This window comes from Pseudomonas sp. C6002 (genome assembly GCF_013385805.1).
Taxonomy (GTDB): domain Bacteria; phylum Pseudomonadota; class Gammaproteobacteria; order Pseudomonadales; family Pseudomonadaceae; genus Aquipseudomonas.
This window is the reverse complement of record NZ_JACAPH010000009.1, coordinates 1-17219: the sequence shown is the minus strand read 5'-3', so window position 1 is coordinate 17219 and position 17219 is coordinate 1. Positions and strand designations below refer to the sequence as shown.

Below are 17219 nucleotides of genomic sequence, written 5' to 3'. Positions count from 1 at the left end.
CGGCTCGACCGCGCCACCATCCACCGGGGAAAGCCCGGCCCCAAGACGAAAAAAAGGGGCGATCAATGATCGCCCCAAATACAACGAGAGGTCCTTTTCTAAAACTACAAGCTGATCTGCTGGCGCTCCTCATCCGTCAACCGCGCCCGCGCCTGGTCACTCAACGGTCCGGCGCCGAGCACCTGCACCGGGCTGTTGGGGTTGTAGCCCGAGGTCTTCTGCCCGTCCTCCGGCTTGCGCTCCACTGGCTCGCTGCCAAAGCTCAACACTTCCACCGTGACAATCGACGCCCGGCCCTGTTTGGCCGCCGCCTGCTGGCTGCGCGCGGCATCTTCCGCCGCCTGGGACGCCGCCGCACCGGCTGCGCTCGCCGAGGTCATGGCCCCGGTGTTTACCGCCGCCGACACCGGCACCCCGGACGACTTGCCCTGGGTCTGGATGTTCGCGGCGTTTACAACGCGCAACGCGGCAATGTTGATGTTGCCCGAGACCCGAATCCCCGCTTCACCCGCATCGATGGTGCCCAGCGGGGCGATCAGGTCGATGTCTCCGGCCGGCACTTCCGGAATCGGGTTCAAGGTGGCAATCCCCGCCCCGGTGCTCGGCACCGCCGGCGACAGGGTCACGTTGCCCCAGTTGTCGTAGACACGCTTGGGCGGCGTGTACACCACGGTGGTCTTGGATCCGCGACCGGCGTTGATGTCGCCCTCGCCGGACCAGCCCATGATCGAGCCGCCGAAGGTGGTCATGATGCGGCTCTGGCCCAGCAGGATGCTGCCCATGGAATACAGCTGGATATCGCCGGCGCCCTGGGTGATCACACCGGCGGTGGACGGCGGTGCCGCGCCTTCGATGCCGAAGGTCTGCCCACCGCCCGGGGTGAGCATCTGGATCGAGCCGCCGAAATTGGTGTGTACACCGGAGCCGCCGAACAACGTGATATCGCCCTTGTAGGTGATCGGGTTGCCGGCCACGTCCTTGTCCGGGAACAGCGCGGCAATCGCCGCACGCCCCCGTACATAGCTGCCCTGGCGCACACCGCCCACCGCGTTGTACTCACGGCCGGCAGCCTTGAGTTCGGCGAAGTACACATCACGGGCGAACACCCGTTGCTGTTCAGCGGGCAGTGCGGCGTAAACCGCGCGGGCCTGCTCGCGGGTGCCGACGAAACCGAAGCGCTCGGCGAGCCAGGTGACCAGTTCGTTCTCATAGGTCTTGGCGACCTTGCCGCCCTGGATCGACAGGGCTTCGCCTGGCTGGACGAGGTTGGCCGGGTCCAGGTAGGCCTCGACAAAGCGCCGGTAATCCGGGCCGTTGGGGCCGACGCCAGCTTGCATGACGATGCCTGCGCCAGGGCGGTTGTCGCCCGCGACCACCGGGCCCAGGCTGGTGATGCTGACTTCGCCGCCCTTCGCCGGGTCACGCCCGGACATCAGGATATTGCCGCCCGCCGTCACTTCCAGCAGGCCAGGACCGGCAACCTGGAAGTTGCTGTACAGAATGTCGCGCCCGGCGGAGACGATGGAGATGTCAGTGGGGTTGTTGTGGATGAACAGGTTGCCGGTCGACTGCTCGCTGACCGCACCGGGGGCCGTATTAAAACGGCTGCCACTGCTGACAATGTCTCGCCCCGCCATCATCCAAACCGGCCCGTTGCCCTCGTACCAGGTCTGCCCCGAATGCAAAAACGTGGGGGAAGAATTGAACGTCAGGGTCCGGCCGCTGCTGACCCCCACCAGATCGCCGGTCAAGGCATAGAACCGCGCCGGTTCCGTTGGCGCGTAAGCGGCTGCCGACGCCGTGGCGGAGCCAAAGGCAAACAGAGGCCGCGGAAGGGAACCCGACGAGCTACCGTTCTCCGACAGATTGTTGCCATCGGCAACCACCTGACCATCAATGGTCCCGACGAACGCCGGCCGCCAAGGTGTGGCCATGATGCTGGGGTCGGCCCCGGAAGGCGTGACAAACATACCGCCCGCATAAATCGAGTCATGGGCCAGGAATTGCAACTGGCTGCTGGCACCGGGGGCGAGCACCAAGGCATTTATCGGACTCGTATCGGCTTGGTACCCCAGGACGGCGTTACCGTAATAAATACTGCCGCCAGCCGCCGTCGCTCGAACGATCGATGGGTAGACAGTTGCCAGGTCGGACGCTGCGGCGGAGACAGATGGCGTCAAGTTGCCCCCCGCTGAAAACAGGTCGATTGCCGTGTGACCGGTCCACAACGAGAACCAACTTTCGCCGGTCCCACTCGTCCCGCCACGGGTAAACGATGAGTTGTTCAGCAGGACGACACGGCCCGGGTCAATCACTTGCTGCAGCACCAGGTCACCCAATGTGGTCAGGTTGAATGTGGCATCCCCCGGCACCAGGGTGATACCCCCCACTGCCCGACCACGGGTCGCCTGGAACGGATCGAATGCGCGGGTTTCGCCCGGGCTCTGCTCAGAGCTGTTGCTGCCGTAGGTCAGGTCGATCCGGCCCGTGGTCGCACTTTGCAGTTGGACATTGCCCCGGATATTCACCAACTGGCCGTTCTGATCGTTTACATCAACCACGCTGCCAGGGTTCAGGGCGCCACCGATACGCACCCGCAGATCACCACCGCCCGTCAACTGCAGGCTGCCATCACCGGCAACCCGCCCGGTACTGCCAACCGCCAGCACCAGCCCCTGGCTGCGCGGGTTGGCAGAGGCCGACATTGGGTTGCCGTCCATGCGCCGAAGCACACCGGCATCCCCGCCTACCTGTACATCCACGTCACCGCCGCCGAGGGTGCCGAAACCGGTAAACCCGACGAACGCATCAGCCTTGGAGGCGTTGGCGGTATAGCTACCGAAATTGATCCACCAGGCCGTCGGCTGCGCCTGCCCGCCGGTGTTCACCGTGCCGCTGCCCTGGCGCCACAGCCAGTTGGCCACATCGGCGGAGTCGATGCCGTTATCCAGGGGGTTGGGCCGACTTGGGTTGAAGACGCCTCCCAGGATATTCCCCGTCAGGTTGCCCCCCACGTTCACGCTCAAATTCCCCCCTGCCTCCGGGTACCAGGCACGGTACAGGCTGTCAGATGAGCCGTTGACGAACTGTTCAAAATAACTGTTGGTATCGTTCAGCACCGTCTTCGCGCTGTTCAGCGCCTTGGGCTGGTTGTAGGGGTCACTGGCACCGGTTGCAGTGGACGATGTACCGGCGGTGTAGACCCCGTACAGGGAGTCCATGCTCAAGTCGCCGGCGCTGAGCAGTTCGAGGTCGCCCGTACCGGTGCGAATCACACTGAAACGGCTGCTGGAGGGGGTCGCCGCATACTCTTTGCCGCTTTGGGCCTGGCAGTAGGCGGGCGAGCTTGCACAGAACTCATCGATGGACGGGATACCGAACTGGTCCAGGATGCTTTGCTCGATCGGCGTTCCGACGGTGACGATAATCCCGTTGTCCGCCAGGTCCTTGGCGCCGAACTCGGTCCAGACATAGCCAACTTTCACGGCGCAGTACGCCGGATTGCCCCCACAGAAATCATCAATCGAACCCAGCCCGAAATCATCGAGGATCTTTTGGTCGATCGGGTCGCCTTCCTTGACCACCACCCCATTGGCCGCAAAGTCCTCCACCGCGAAGGCGGTCCAGGTCAACTTGCCCTTGGCGGGCATCTCCTTGGCAAACATGCCGTAGTGGCTGTCAGCCAAACGCAGGTCGCCGCTGCGCGGATGGGCTTGCAGGATGCGGCTGTCGGCCGCCTCGGTGTCAGCACCTGCAACCAACCGCAGCGACCAGGATTGCGAACCTTCGGCCAGCATCGGCGAGAGGGCCCACAGCTTGCCCTGGCGCCCCGCCACTTCCGGGCGCAACGCCACCGACTCAGCCCCGCCCGGCAACTTGACGTTGGTGCCGGAAGGAATCAACGCGCCGCGCGGCAGCGGTATGTCGCCATTGAGGGTCACGTGGTTTTGCGTCGGGTTAAGCGCCTCGTAGTTCGTCGGCAACGGCACCCCTTTGGGCCAGGTCAGCGCCCCGAGCCGGGTGTCCTGGGTCAGCAGGCTGCCGGCGTCCAGCTGTGAGCCGGCCGCCAGGGTGTGTGCCTGGCTCAATAACGTGCCTGCGGCAAACAGCACATTGCCCGCGCTGTCGAACACCGCTGCGGCCAGTACCGTACCGGCAGGCAGCGTCAGGTCCTGGTTCAGCGTCGCCCGGGTCGGCAAGCGCGTACCGGCGGCCACGCCCACGGCCTTGATCGGCAGGTCGTAGTTGAGCACGGTGCCCGCCGGGAAGGTCGTGCCGTCCGCCAGGGTGATGCCGTTACCCGGCACGATGATCGTGCCCCCGGTAAAGTCGATACCCGGCAACAACACCCAGCCCTTGTCATCGACGGTCTGCGGTGGCGGTGCAAAACCGTCGTTGATGCTGCCGTAAATATTCAGGTCGCCACCGGCGCGCAGGGTCAGGCTGCCCGACTCACCGGAGCCATACACCGAGGTTTTCTGGCTGTTGGGGTTGAGGCTGGCGTAGCGGTAGCCGGACAGGTCCAGATCGCCCTGCACTACCAGGTCACCGTCCGCGGTCTTGCTGACGACTTCCACGCCCGGGCGCAGGTGGAACGCATCGGCGTAGGTTGCATTGTTAAGCCCGGCGAGTTTGTTTTGCAGCAGGTTCTGGTTGAGCAATGCACCGTTGATAAAGGCCGTGCTCAGCACATGCTTGCCATCCAGGTAGGCCTGGTCGATCTGTTGGTAAGGCCGCCCGCTGGCCGTCGGGTCGGTGACCAGTGGTGCATCGTCGTAGCTGATCATGCCGTTGAGGGTGATCGAGCGCGCGCCCTGGATCGTCAGGCGGCCATGGGCATCGATGTTGATGTCGTTGCTGGTGCCATCGACGTTGATCAGCCGTGGTGCATTCAGTTCCAGGGTGCCGCGGTTGCGCCCGTCATTGCCCTGGACCGCCTCGGTGCCGTGGCGCAGGTCGACGCGTGCGCCATCGGCCAGAGTCAGTTGACCGGTGCCGGAGCCGAGCACCACCATGGCCCGGTTGGGCGAGTCGATGATCTTGCCGTAGCTGTCCACCCGCAGCTTGCTGCCATGGGCGTCGAGTACCGCGCCGCCGTCCAGCGTCAGGCCGTGCTTGCCGGCCAGGTTGATGCTGCCGACGCGCTCGCCACTGGCGTCCACCAGGCCGGTGACCCGCAGGCTGCCGTTGTCCACGGAGACGTTGACGGTGCCGGCCTTGAGGCCATTGCCGATGGTCAAGTCGCCCTGCTTGAGCTGGAAGCTGCGTGTGCCGAACACCTGGCCTTGATTCAGGCGCTGGTTGAGGTCGGCGAACTGCTGGTCCAGTGAACCGCTGCTGCCCAGGCGCTGGGCCTGGATTTCCACGGTACCGGCCTCATAAGGCATCGTGGTCCCGCCCGCATCGTAATAGCCACTGCTGCCGGCGAGGATCGTGCCTTGCAGGTCGACGATACCGCCCGCCGCGTCCACCGCAACCGCCCGCAGTTTGCCGGCCTGGTTGTTTTTGGCCGAGAGGTCGATGGTCGAGCCGGCAGCCTGCAGTATGTTGCCGCTGCGGCTGTCCAGCAGCACAGTGCCGCCCGCGCCGTATTGGGTCACATCGTTGAACACAGTGGCGCCACCGGCCACGTCGATCAACGCCGCATCCGTCAGCACCACATCACCCCGGGCGCCCAGGCTGACTTTGCCGCTGGGCAGCACTACCGCCGTGGCCAGGCGAATGCTGTCGCCTTGCAGGGACAGTTCGGCGCCCTGGCCGTCGGCCTTGCCACGCGCCCCCGCGGACGCTGCAATATCAATCGCCCGACCTGCGGTGATGCGGTTCACCGAACCGGCTTCGCCGGTCATCAGCGGGGTGAGGATATTCAGGTCGCCGCCGCTGTACTGGAAGCCCTTCACCGGGTCATAGGCGCCCTGGCTCTGATACACCGAGAGGCTGCCCTTGTGGTTGGCGGTAATGCGCTCGCTGGCATTGAGGTTCACGCTGGCAAAGCCCAAAGCCAGGCGATCGAAACTGCTCACGGTGTTGGTCTGGGCAAAGGCGCCGTAGCCGAACTCAATACGCTCGGCGTTGATATCCAGGCGCCCGCTGCCAGTGCCCGCCCCGCCGGCGATCACCGAGCCCGGTGGGGTGGTCGCGCCCTGCCAGATCAGGTTGGCGGTATGAATGTTGGCCACGTCGCCAGCGCCACCGGCACCGTAGATCGCCGGAGTGGAGAGCATCAGGTTGCTCAGCCGCGATTTACCCGTCAGTGGGTCATAGGTGTCCAGGGAGGTACTGCCGTAGAAGTTGAAACTGTCCCGCGCCGAGAGCTGCAGGGTTTCCAGGGCCGGCGCACCGAACTGTGAATCACCTTTGAGCAGGCGATCAAGAAGCGCCTGGGTGAGTGTCAGGCCGGCCGGCAACTGATTGGCCGCAGCGGCAGCGGCCAGGGCTTGGGCGCTGCCGAGGTTAATGGTGTTGACCCCCAGGTTGAGGTGACGGGTGCCGTAGCGCACCTGGTCGCCCAACTGGAAGGTATTGTTGGTCAACGCCACGATGCTGCCTTCGGAGTACAGCCCGGTTTGCCCGCTGCACAGGCCCGTGTCACACACACCGATGCTGATCCCGCCGCTGGGCACCGTCGTATTGAATGCAATGACATTGAGCAAGCCGTTGGACGCCGCCAGCATATTGGTGACTTTGTAGATAAAACCGTCACGAGCGTCGTAGCTGGCTTTGCCACGGCCGATGGTGTTGATGGATGCGCCCTGCTCCAGGACGATCGCGTTGGTGTCACTCAACAAAAAGACTTCCGGCGCTGCGAGCGTCACACCTTCCCGAAGCGTGACGGTGCTGTTGGCCCGACTCGTACCGCCCGCCAGGACGATGTAATTCCCGGACTGGCCATACGTAACTGCCGTCATCCCCCCCACCATCAAACGCGAGGCTCCCAAGGCGTTGAGGCTGTCATCGTTGAAGGTAATGCCGGAAAAACCGCTGGTTGCGGAACTGCCCGCCGCGACGACTTCAATACCAAGCTTGCCTGGATCAATCACCGCCACCGCGCCGCCATAGCCACCCGCCGCGGCCTCAAAACGGCCTATGCCCTGGAACGAAAACGCATCAGCGCCGCCCCCTGGCCGCAAGGCCAGTTTCAGGGTCTTGGCGTCGACGGCGAGCATCGGGCGTGGCACACCCTGTTTCGCAGCGTCGGCCATGGCGAACTGGGCGTAGCTGGTTTCGTTGTATTGGGAATAGCGACGCAAGGTATCGGCCGAGGTCAGAATCAACTGGCTGGCAACGCTGTTGCCGATCCCGGTGTTGGCGATGGACAAGCGCCCGGCGGTGGACCAGGAGCCATTGCGCATCCGCTGGGTGGCGGCATCACTGCCGAGCCCGGCCAGGCCGTTGATCTCGACGCGGAAAGCGCCGGGCATCAAGGCGTAGGTGGACGGCATCAGGGTATAAGTGCCCGCCGGCAGCCCCGGCACTCCGGCGCCGATGGTGACCTGCTGGCCCACCAACGGATCGACTGCGCCCTTCTCCGGTGCCACCGGCGCCGCGCCAGGCTGCACCCCGGGCACGATGGCGTAAATCGGGTTGGTGCCCAGGCCCGGCAACACAAAACCGCCATTGGCACCAAACTGCACCAGTGGGCTGTAGCGCGCATCCGTAGAGCCTCCGCGCCCGGAAACGAAACCGGCCCCCAGCAATTCGCCGCCGCCCGACAGGTCCAGGGTAGCCTCAGGCTGCACCTGCACCGACTGGCCGCCGAGAATCACCCCGACGCTGAGTTCCGCGTCCTGGTTGACCAGCCCGCCCTGGCCGACAAACGTCACGGTCTTGCCGTTGTACTTATAGACCTGCCCGTCCAGGGTGCCGCCATACGGCAGCACCAAGCCCCTGCCGCTCACCGAGGTCACGCTGCCCGGCAGCAATTGCACCTGGCTGCTGCCCATGCTGCCGATATCGATCAACCCCAGGGGCGCCCGCACCACACCGCCCTGCCGCACCGTCGCGGCGCCCAGTTGCAGGCGCCCGAATGCCGAGTAAGGCACCGCGGCATCCGTGTTGCCGGTACGGCCAATGGTCAGGGTGCGCAGCGGGTCGAACGTGATGTTGAGGCTGTTGAATTCGCTCAGGTAGCCGGCAATGACCCGCGCACCGACCTCCGTGGCCGGATACAACTGCGCCGCCCGCAAGGTCATGTCGCCCTGGGTCAATAACTGGGTGCTGACCCTCAAGGCCACGCCGTCCGGGTTCGCACCCGCCAGGAAGCGCAGATCGCCCTGGCTGGTCAGGTTGACCTGATCAAAGCCGCGACGCTCAAGGCCGACCAGGCTGTCGTCGGCCTGGCGCAGTTTGCCCTTGCTGCCAAACAACACGCTGCCGCGCACATCGATCAAGCTGCCGCTGGCATTGAACTGCGCCTCGGTGGCGCGCAGCGAGGGTAACGGCAACACCGACACCGGGTTCACGTAGAACTCCCGGGCCGGCGAATCCATGCCGGACAGCAGCAGAGACGGTGCCGACAGATTCACCCGGGCATTGGCTGCCGCGCCCTCACTGAGGTTGAAGGCACCGCTGTACAGGCGCAGGCTCTGGCCCATGTTCAAGGACACATCGCCGTCGAAACTCAACAGGCCGTTGCTCATCAATGCCAGGTTGTCGAAGCCGCCCGCACTGACCTGGTCGACGCCCAGGCGAGCGTGGCCGTATTCCAGGCTGTCGGCCGCGTCGGCGGCGGTGCCGGCGAGCGGGTGGGCCTGATGGGTCTGGCCGAGCACCAATTCACGCACCTTCAGCACGCGATCCGTGACACTGCTCTTGGTGTAATACGGGCTGTCCAGCGCTACGTTCAGGCTGCCGCCCGCTGCGCCGGCACCGCCGGCCCGGGCTACCAGACTGCCGTCCAGGTACAAGCCATTGTTGGACGCCAGGCTGATGCTGCCGCCATTGCTGGCCACCCGGGTTGCGCCCTGCCCCGGCACATCCAACACCGCTTGCGTGCCCGACGCGTCCAGCCGGGCGCCCTCGCGTACCACCACAAACAGGTCGCTGGCAGTGACCGTGCCGGTGCTCAGGTTGATCTCGCCGCCGATGCTGATCTTGCCGCCGTCACGGACCAACCCGTATTGGCTTCCACGATTGTCCACGGCGGTCGCGGCCCGGGCGGCGACATCGATCAGTGCATTTTCACCCAGCCAGATGGAGCGGCCGTGGCCAATCGCGTTGGCCGGCTCGAACGCGCGCGTGGTCAGGCCGTTCAGGTTGACGCTGCCACCCCAGGCATTGAGCGTGCCGTCGACCGTCAGTTGGCCGATGCTGCGCAGGTTGATCGACTGGCTCGGGTCGACGCTGATCACCGCGCCCTTGCCGACCACCAGCGCGGTTGTCGGCAGTTGCTCGGCAGGCGACTCCAGGTGGCCGGCGGAAAGGGTCAGGCTGGCGCCACGGCGTTGGCCGAGTACGCCCTTGCTCGCGTCTTCCTGGTAAAGCGGCGGGGTCCAGCGCTCCATCACGCTGGCCGCAGCGCCGCCGCCCGGCGTCGTGGCGGCCTGCTCCGAGAGCCGGTAGGCCGGCACGTTCACATCCACCTGAGTACCATCGGCGACCAGCAATCCTTCGTTGCCGGTAATGTCATAGGCCGAAAAACCCTTGTTGAAAAAATCCCCGGCCAACTGCAAGGTCTTGGCATCCGGCGCCTGCGGGCTCTGGCCGATCTGCACCTTGTTGGCCTGCAAGGTCAGGGTGCCGCCTGCGCTGACGCCATAGCCGCGAATCTCGGCGCCCAGGTCCAAAGCCCCCAGTGCGCCCACGGTCACGTCGCCGCCCTTGCCGCCCCGGACTTTGCCATCCAGGCCGATGGTCGCCCCGGAGGACGTTTCCACCAGGCTGCCCGCCGCGAGGTTCACGTCGCCGGAGCTGCGCAACGACACCTTGCCACCGTTGATATACGCCACCCCGTCAGTGGCCGAAGGGTCCAGCGCCAGATTATTCCAGCGCCCGGAACTGTCCAGCTTGACTCCGGCGGCCACATCGAGCCGGCCGATGCCCGGCAGAATCACATCGCCAACGACATTGGAGCGATTGAGGTCGACCTGATTCAGCAGGTTGCCCGCGTTGATGATGCCGCCGTGGGCCGTGAGGTTGGCATTGACTGAAACCACGGGGCCGAACAGGGTGATGTCGCCGCCGTCAGCCACCTTGAGTGCGCCATTGACGTCAATCTGCTGCTTTGCGCCGACCTTGATCGCGCCCAACCGGTAGCCATTGAGCTGGTCACTGTCGAGCACCAGTTTGCCCTGGCGTTCGGTCGGCAGCGCAGTGGCCAGGTCCAGGCCGTCGGCGATTTTTTGCGTGCTGCCCTCGATCAGCACCTGGTCGATGGTCGGGGTCAAGGCGTAGCGCAAGGTGCCGGTGGCCTTGTTGTACACCGGCGTGTACTGGCCAATGATCAACTGCGCCCGCTGGGCCATGGCCTGCTGTGACTGCTGATAACCATCAAGGTTGATATTCGGTGCCTGGGTCTGGCGATCGCCCTGGAATACATCGCTGATCAACTGGCCTTCCAGCACCGCGTTGGTGGTGCCCACCACCAGCTTGCCGGCGTCGCGGCCCACGGTGTAGCCCGCCTCGTAGCGGCTTTGCTGGGCCACCAGCGGGTTGTAGTAGAAATCGCTGCGGCCCCAGCGGACGCTGGTGTCTTCAAAGCCCTTGTAGATCCCCGCGTAGAGAATGTCCCCGGGGGCTTTCGACAGATCATAGAGCTGGCCGTCAGGCCCCTTGAGCCAGGTCTGGCGGATGTAGCCGGCCTGCACATCGACGGTGCCGCCCGACAGATTGACCTGGGCCCCCTGCTGGGTCACCACGTCCTTGCCGGTGAACGTCACAGTGCCGCCCTGGGCCATCCACTCGCCGACCGAGTGGCCCTGGGTGCCCAGGTAACCGCCGACTTCCAGCAGCCCGCCGGCGGTGTACCAGCGGTCCGTCGCATAGCCGTTGGTGCCGGCCGGGACGAACACCAGGTCCCGCAGGTCGACCCACACGTCATTGTTGATCAATTGCCCGCCGTCACGGTTGGCGGGCGCGTCGCGCTGTTCGTTGCCTTGCACGTTGATCTTGATGTTGTTGGCTTCCATCGCCACCTTGACGCCAATCGCGCCGGACACGTCGATCATCGCGCCGTCACGCACCAGGCTGCGCTGGCCGGCACTGACCGCCACCTGGCCGCCGGTGGCCAGGGTGATCGAGCCTTTGCGCAAATCCACAGTGCCGCCGCTGACGATCTCGATCCGCGACTGGTCAGTGCGGTCGGCCACCGCGCTGAGGTTGTTGAACTGGCCGGTGATCAGGTTGGCAGGCAAGCCGTCGAGCTTGATCAGGCCGTTGTCCTTCTGGCTGTTGAGGGCGGTGCTGCCGCTGGCGTCCAGCAGGATCGCCGTGGTGCTGCCCTCGCCCAGGGTCACGCTGGCGCTGGTGTCGCTGGCGGCGTTGAGCAAGTGAATCGTGCCGCGGGTATCCACCGAGGTGCTGGCCAGGGCCACGCCGTTCTGCTGCACCTGGTGCCCGGTGAGGGTGATGTCGCCGGTCGACGCCATGATCAGGCCGCTGTTGCTGACCTTGCCCGACGTGCTGCCGGCCTTGAGGCTGGTGGCCACTTCATTGCCACGGGTGGTGGAGCGGTCGTTGCCGGTGGTGCCGACGCCCTTGCGGATATAAAAACTGTCGCCGGCGGCCAGGGTGGCCTGGCCCCTGGCGGTGATGATGCTGCCGGCGTTCTCGACCTCCGAGCCGAGCAGCAAGGCGTAGCCACCGGCGTCGGTAGAGGTGGCCGGGTTGTGAGTCTGGATCAACGCGCCGCGCTGCACCTCGACCTTGCCCGCCGCGTCGGTGAAGGTCGGCTGGGTGCCGTTGGCATCCACATAGATCCCGCGTTGGGTGAATTGGTCATCGGTGATGGTGGCAGCGGCCGCCACCAGGTTGCGCACATTGACCTGGCTGCTGCCGCTGAAGATCACCCCGTTGCGGTTCATGATCATCACTGTGCCAGGGGCGTTGATCTGGCCCTGGATTTCGCTGGGGCGCGCGTTGGGGTCGTTGACACGGTTGAGCACGGCCCAATTCGATTGCTGCTGGAAATCGACCGTGGTGTTGCGTCCGACGTTGAAGGTTTCCCAGTTGAGGATCGCCTTGTCGGCGGTCTGCTCGATAGTCACCGTGGTCTTGCCACCGGACTGGCTCTGGGTCGGGCCCTTGGCGTTGGTCCAGCCCTGGGTCAGGCTGTTGTCCACCTGCAAGCCGCCCTTGCCGAGGCCGTCGGGAATCGTCGAGACCTGGCCGAGCGCCGCTTGCCGGCCAGCGGCCTGGGCGGCCTGCTGGGCCGCAATCGCCGCGACACTGTTGTTGAGCGTGCTGATGGAACGTGACAACTGCTGGTTCGCCCGCGCCTGCTGATTCAACGACGGAATCCCCGGCACCTGCGCCCCGTTGAGGCGGGCCGCTGTCGCCGCCTGGGAGGCACCCTTGTCGGCAAACCAGCCGGAGCTGAACGCTGTCGCCGCGTGGGCGCTGCCTGCCACCATGAACAAGGCAATCGCCTGGGCCAGGGGTTTGAGGCGCAAGATCGTCTGGCCGCCAGGGCCTTGGGCATTCAGGTTGACCGGTGGTTTGCAGCGGACCATCAGGAAGCTTCCTTCTTTGTTTTTGCCCATGGGGAACTGGCGACGTGCGTCACGTATGGGAGTTAGGCGGTTGGCGAGGGGCGGGACTGAACTTCTGTCATGGAAAGTTCATGTAAGGCTGATAGCCGAGCCGCAAACGCAAAAATCAGCAACGGCACAGGCCGTTGCTGATCGGGTGTTGCCGGTCGGTAAAAGCGTGGGTTACAGCGGACGACCGATGGCGTTGCAGACATCAGACTTGCCGATGCTCAGCGCGCTGGTTGCGGTAACGAAGTTGCTGGTGATCGCGGCTTTCCAGGCAGCTGGCAGTGGCACGAAGCGGTTGGCCTTGATCGCGTTGTCGTTGCTGTTCAAGGCGCTGGCACCGAAGTGACGGGTGAAGAATGCACGCACTTGCGAGGTCTGGGTGGCGTCGGCGTAGCACTGGCTGAAGATCAGGTTGGTGAAGCCCAGGATCGGATAACCGCTGCTTGGGTAAGGCACGACGCTTGGATCGTTGGCATCGGCGGCGGCAGCAAACACCGGTACCCAGGCGTTCTGGTTGGCGACGTTGGCAGCAGCCGGTACGGGCACAGCAGCGATGGCGGCGGAAACGTTATCAGGGGCTGGAGAAACACCGGCGACCTTGGCCACTTTGGTGGCGTCATCCAGGCCAGCCAAGGTAGGCGCGGCATAGTCCGGGCTCATGTAGGTGATGCGACCATCACCGGCGTTCAGCGCGGTCATCACGCCTTGGCTGGTCACGGCAGGCACGGCGCCTGGTGGCACGCCGAAGCTGTCCGCGAAGTTGGTGGTGACCACAAATTTCTTGGACTCATTGACGCACTTGGCCGCCAGGAAACGGGTGAACAGCTCGGTGGTGCCGCTGGCTTCGTTACGGTAAACCACCACGATGTTACCGGTGCGACCGGTAGCCGGGAGTTGGTTCCAGGTGGTGATGCGGCCCGAGAACACGCCGCACAGTTGATCAACGCTCAGGTCAACTGCGTTGGTACCGGCCTTGTTGAATGGAATGGCAACCGAAGTGGCGACCGAAGGCACTTGAATCAGCTTGCCCCAGGTCGCTTGTTTGGTGGAGGCGTAGGTGGACAGTTCAGTCGAGGTCAGCTTCGAGTCGCTGCCCGCCCAGTGAACGTTCTTGGTGCCGGTGCCGAACTGGCTGTAGTCGTTGTTCAGGAACGCCAGTTTGCCCTTGCCGCTGCCCACGCCGATGTACGGGGCGAAACCGGCGGTCAATACGCCGGAGGTCTGGTACAGCGGTTGTGGCAGGGTGGCGCCGCCGCCGTTGATGTCTGCCATGGCAGCCTGGGCCGAGCACAGTGCAGCGAGGGTCATGGATACCGCGAGAACGTTGCGCTTAAACATGAAGAAGCTCCTTTCGTCGTGTTTGTACGTTGGGGTAGATGACGCTATGGCTTCGGTCCCGGGCTGTGTTCCGGGGGGTACCCAGGGGTGAGGCCATGGGTATGCAATTTCGCAGCATCCGATGACAGCTAAAGGAAAAAACCTCGGGAGGAACGGCTTGATTTTTAAAAAGATTCTCGGGTGTTTTGGTCACACTTTTGAGCGGTTTGGGGGTGAGGTGACAGCGAGGTTTCAGCGCGGATTTCGAGGACCGGGCTGGAGGCGTTACGGGCCGTGTGGTGGGGTTGGGCAGATGACAGAATGAGGAACCCGAGGTTGGGACCCGCGTGTCGGGCGCGCGAAAATAGTCTTGAAGAAACGCAGTTAAAATGTGGGAGCGGGCTTGCTCGCGAAAGCGGTGGATCAGGCGCGACATGTGTTGACTGACACACCGCTTTCGCGAGCAAGCCCGCTCCCACATTTTTGATCGTGTTTCGTCAGCAGTCAGGTCACCAGTTGGTTGATTTCGATGATCGGCAGCAGCACGGCCATGACGATGACCAGCACAACGGCCCCCATCACCACGATCATCAGTGGCTCAAGCAACGCCGTCATGCCCATCGCCCGACGCTCGATATCCCGCGACAGGGTTTGCGCCGCGCGTTCGAGCATCGGCGGCAGCGAGCCGGTTTTTTCGCCGCTGGCGATCAGGTGGATCAGCACGGGCGGAAAGACCTTTTCCACCGCCAGCGCAGGAGCCAGGTTGACGCCCTCGCGCACCTTGGCGGTGGCATCTGTGACGCACTGGCTCAAGCGGTCGTTGGACAAGGTCTGGCGCGCCGCTTCCAGGGCGCGCAACAACGGCACGCCCGCCCCGCCGAGAATCGCCAGGGTCGAGGCAAACCGCGCGGTGTTGAGGCCCAGTACAAAACGCCCGATCAACGGCAGGCGCAACACCCGGCTGTGCCAGCTCAACCGTGCCACGGGGTTGCGCAGGTACAGGCGCCAGCTCCAGAAACCACCCACGATCCCGGCAAAACACAGCCAGCCCCAGGCGCGGATAAAGTCACTCGCATTGAGCATCGCCAACGTCAGGCCCGGCAGGTCCTGGCGAGCCTGGGAAAACGCACTGACCACCTGCGGCACCACGTAGCTGAGCAGGAAAATCACAATGCCGATGGACACCAGCCCCACCACGCCCGGGTAGATAAACGCCGTGAGGATCTTGCCCCGCAGGTTATTGCGTTCCTCGATGTAGTCGGCGAGGCGCTCCATGACCTGGGCCAGGTCGCCGGACTCCTCCCCCGCCGCGATCAGCGCCCGATAGATCGACGGAAAGTCCCGGGGCCGGGCGGCCAACGCATCGGCCAGGCGCATGCCGCTGCGCACATCGGCGCGCACCGCGCTCAAGGTCTGGGCGATGTGTTTTTTCTCGGCTTGCTCCACCGTGGCGCTCAACGCGGCCTCCAGTGGCAAGCTCGCACCGAGCAGGCTCGCCAGCTGGCGCGTGGCCCAGGCCAGGTCGTTGTCCGAGAGCTTGGCGCTGAACCGGCTGCCACCGCCGGCACGCTCGTTGTTGTTCTCGACCTGCACCCGCAAGGCCGTCAGGCCACGGCTGCGCAGGTGGGCAAACGCGCCGCTCTGGCTGTCTGCCTCAAGGTGCCCGGACTCCAGCTTGCCGCTGGCGTCGGCGGCTTCGTAGCGGTATCGGTTCATCAGGCGTCCCGTGTTACGCGCAGGATTTCTTCGGGGGCGGTGGCGCCGCTGCGTACCCAGCGATCGCCATCCTCACGCATGCTGAACATGCCGGCCCGGCGTGCGGCGGCCTTCAAGGCCTGCTCGCCGGCGCCCTGGTGGATCAGCCCGCGCAGCTCGTCGTCGATGCAGAACAATTCATGGATACCGGTACGCCCGCTGTAACCGATCTGGTTGCACTGCGCGCACCCGACAGGCCGCCAGGTGCCGGGCGCGGCCGGGTCTTCCTGCTTGCAGTGCGGGCACAACCGACGCACCAGGCGCTGGGCCAATACGCCGAGCAGTGACGAGGCCAGCAGGAACGGTTCGACGCCCATGTCGATCAAGCGGTTGACCGCCGAGACGGCATCGTTGGTGTGTAGGGTGGCGAGTACCAGGTGGCCCGTGAGCGAGGCCTGGACGGCAATTTGTGCGGTCTCCAGGTCGCGGATTTCGCCGATCATGATGATGTCCGGGTCCTGGCGCAGGATTGCCCGCAGGGCCAGGGCGAAGGTCATGTCGATCTTGGCGTTGACCTGGATCTGGCTGATGCCCGGCAGGTCGTATTCCACCGGGTCTTCGACGGTCAGGATATTGCTGGTGCTCGCATCCAGCCGGGCCAGGGCGGCGTAGAGGCTGGTGGTCTTGCCGCTGCCGGTGGGGCCGGTGACCAGCACGATGCCGTGGGGTTGGCGGATCAGGGTGTCGAGTTTGGCCAGGACGGCGGGGTCCATGCCGAGGGTTTCCAGCTGCAGGCGGCCGGCTTGTTTGTCCAGCAGGCGCATCACTACGCGCTCGCCATGGCCGGTGGGCACGGTGGAGACGCGGATATCGATGGGGCGACCGGCAACGCGCAGGGCGATGCGGCCGTCCTGGGGCAGGCGTTTTTCGGCGATATCGAGTTGGGCTATGATCTTGATGCGTGAGACCAAGGCGCCGTGCAGGGCCTTGCGCGGGGACACCACGTCACGCAGCGTGCCGTCGACGCGGTAGCGCACCACGGAGTGGGTTTCGTAGGGTTCGATGTGGATGTCGCTGGCTTCGTCGCGGGCGGCCTGGGTGAGCAAGGCGTTGATCATGCGGATCACCGGGGCGCCGTCCTGGGTGTCGAGCAGGTCGGTGATTTCGGGGATGTCTTGCATGAGGCGGTCGAGGTCGACTTCGTTTTCGGCGGCGCCCACGACGGCGGCGGCGCTGCCGGTGTCGGCGTAGGCAGTGGCCAGGAGGCCGTCCAGTTCGTCGTCGCGCACCTGGATCAGGTGGGTTTGGCCGAACTGGCGGTGGACTTCGCTGATGGACCAGCCGGGGGTCGAGGGGCAGATGGTCAGCGTCGGGCCCTGGGTTCCCGGGTGAAGGAGGATACGTTGGGATTTGGCCCAGGCGTAAGGCAGGAGGCTCATGCTTTTGGGCTTCGTTTGGTTGAGTACATATCCATTCCTTCGGTTACGGCTTGTATTGGTTCCGCTCTTACAG

At 64.8% G+C, this 17219-nt stretch carries 4 protein-coding genes; all 4 read right to left on the bottom strand.

All coding sequences use genetic code 11. The annotated features are described in order from the left end of the window. Positions 1-104 precede the first annotated feature (104 nt). Positions 105-12668 (bottom strand): filamentous hemagglutinin family protein, encoded by a 12564-nt coding sequence (locus tag HX817_RS03815; protein WP_177039815.1) that lies wholly within the window; start codon positions 12666-12668, stop codon positions 105-107. Between the two features lie 201 nt (positions 12669-12869). Continuing rightward, positions 12870-14033 (bottom strand): substrate-binding domain-containing protein, encoded by a 1164-nt coding sequence (locus HX817_RS03810; protein WP_003210472.1) that lies wholly within the window; start codon positions 14031-14033, stop codon positions 12870-12872. 483 nt (positions 14034-14516) lie between these two features. After that, positions 14517-15728, bottom strand: coding sequence for a type II secretion system inner membrane protein GspF (gspF, locus tag HX817_RS03805; RefSeq protein WP_177008690.1), 1212 nt, complete (start codon positions 15726-15728; stop codon positions 14517-14519). Next, on the bottom strand, positions 15728-17146 hold the full coding sequence (gene gspE, locus HX817_RS03800; RefSeq protein ID WP_177039814.1) for a type II secretion system ATPase GspE: 1419 nt from the start codon (positions 17144-17146) through the stop codon (positions 15728-15730). Before gspE ends, gspF begins: the two co-directional genes overlap by 1 nt. Positions 17147-17219 lie beyond the last annotated feature (73 nt).

What these genes read in the sequence shown, in the direction of transcription:
- gspE (WP_177039814.1), bottom strand. Translation starts at nt 17,146, where the DNA reads ATGAGCCTCCTGCCTTACGCCTGGGCCAAATCCCAACGTATCCTCCTT.
- gspF (WP_177008690.1), bottom strand. Translation starts at nt 15,728, where the DNA reads ATGAACCGATACCGCTACGAAGCCGCCGACGCCAGCGGCAAGCTGGAG.
- HX817_RS03815 (WP_177039815.1), bottom strand. Translation starts at nt 12,668, where the DNA reads ATGGTCCGCTGCAAACCACCGGTCAACCTGAATGCCCAAGGCCCTGGC.
- HX817_RS03810 (WP_003210472.1), bottom strand. Translation starts at nt 14,033, where the DNA reads ATGTTTAAGCGCAACGTTCTCGCGGTATCCATGACCCTCGCTGCACTG.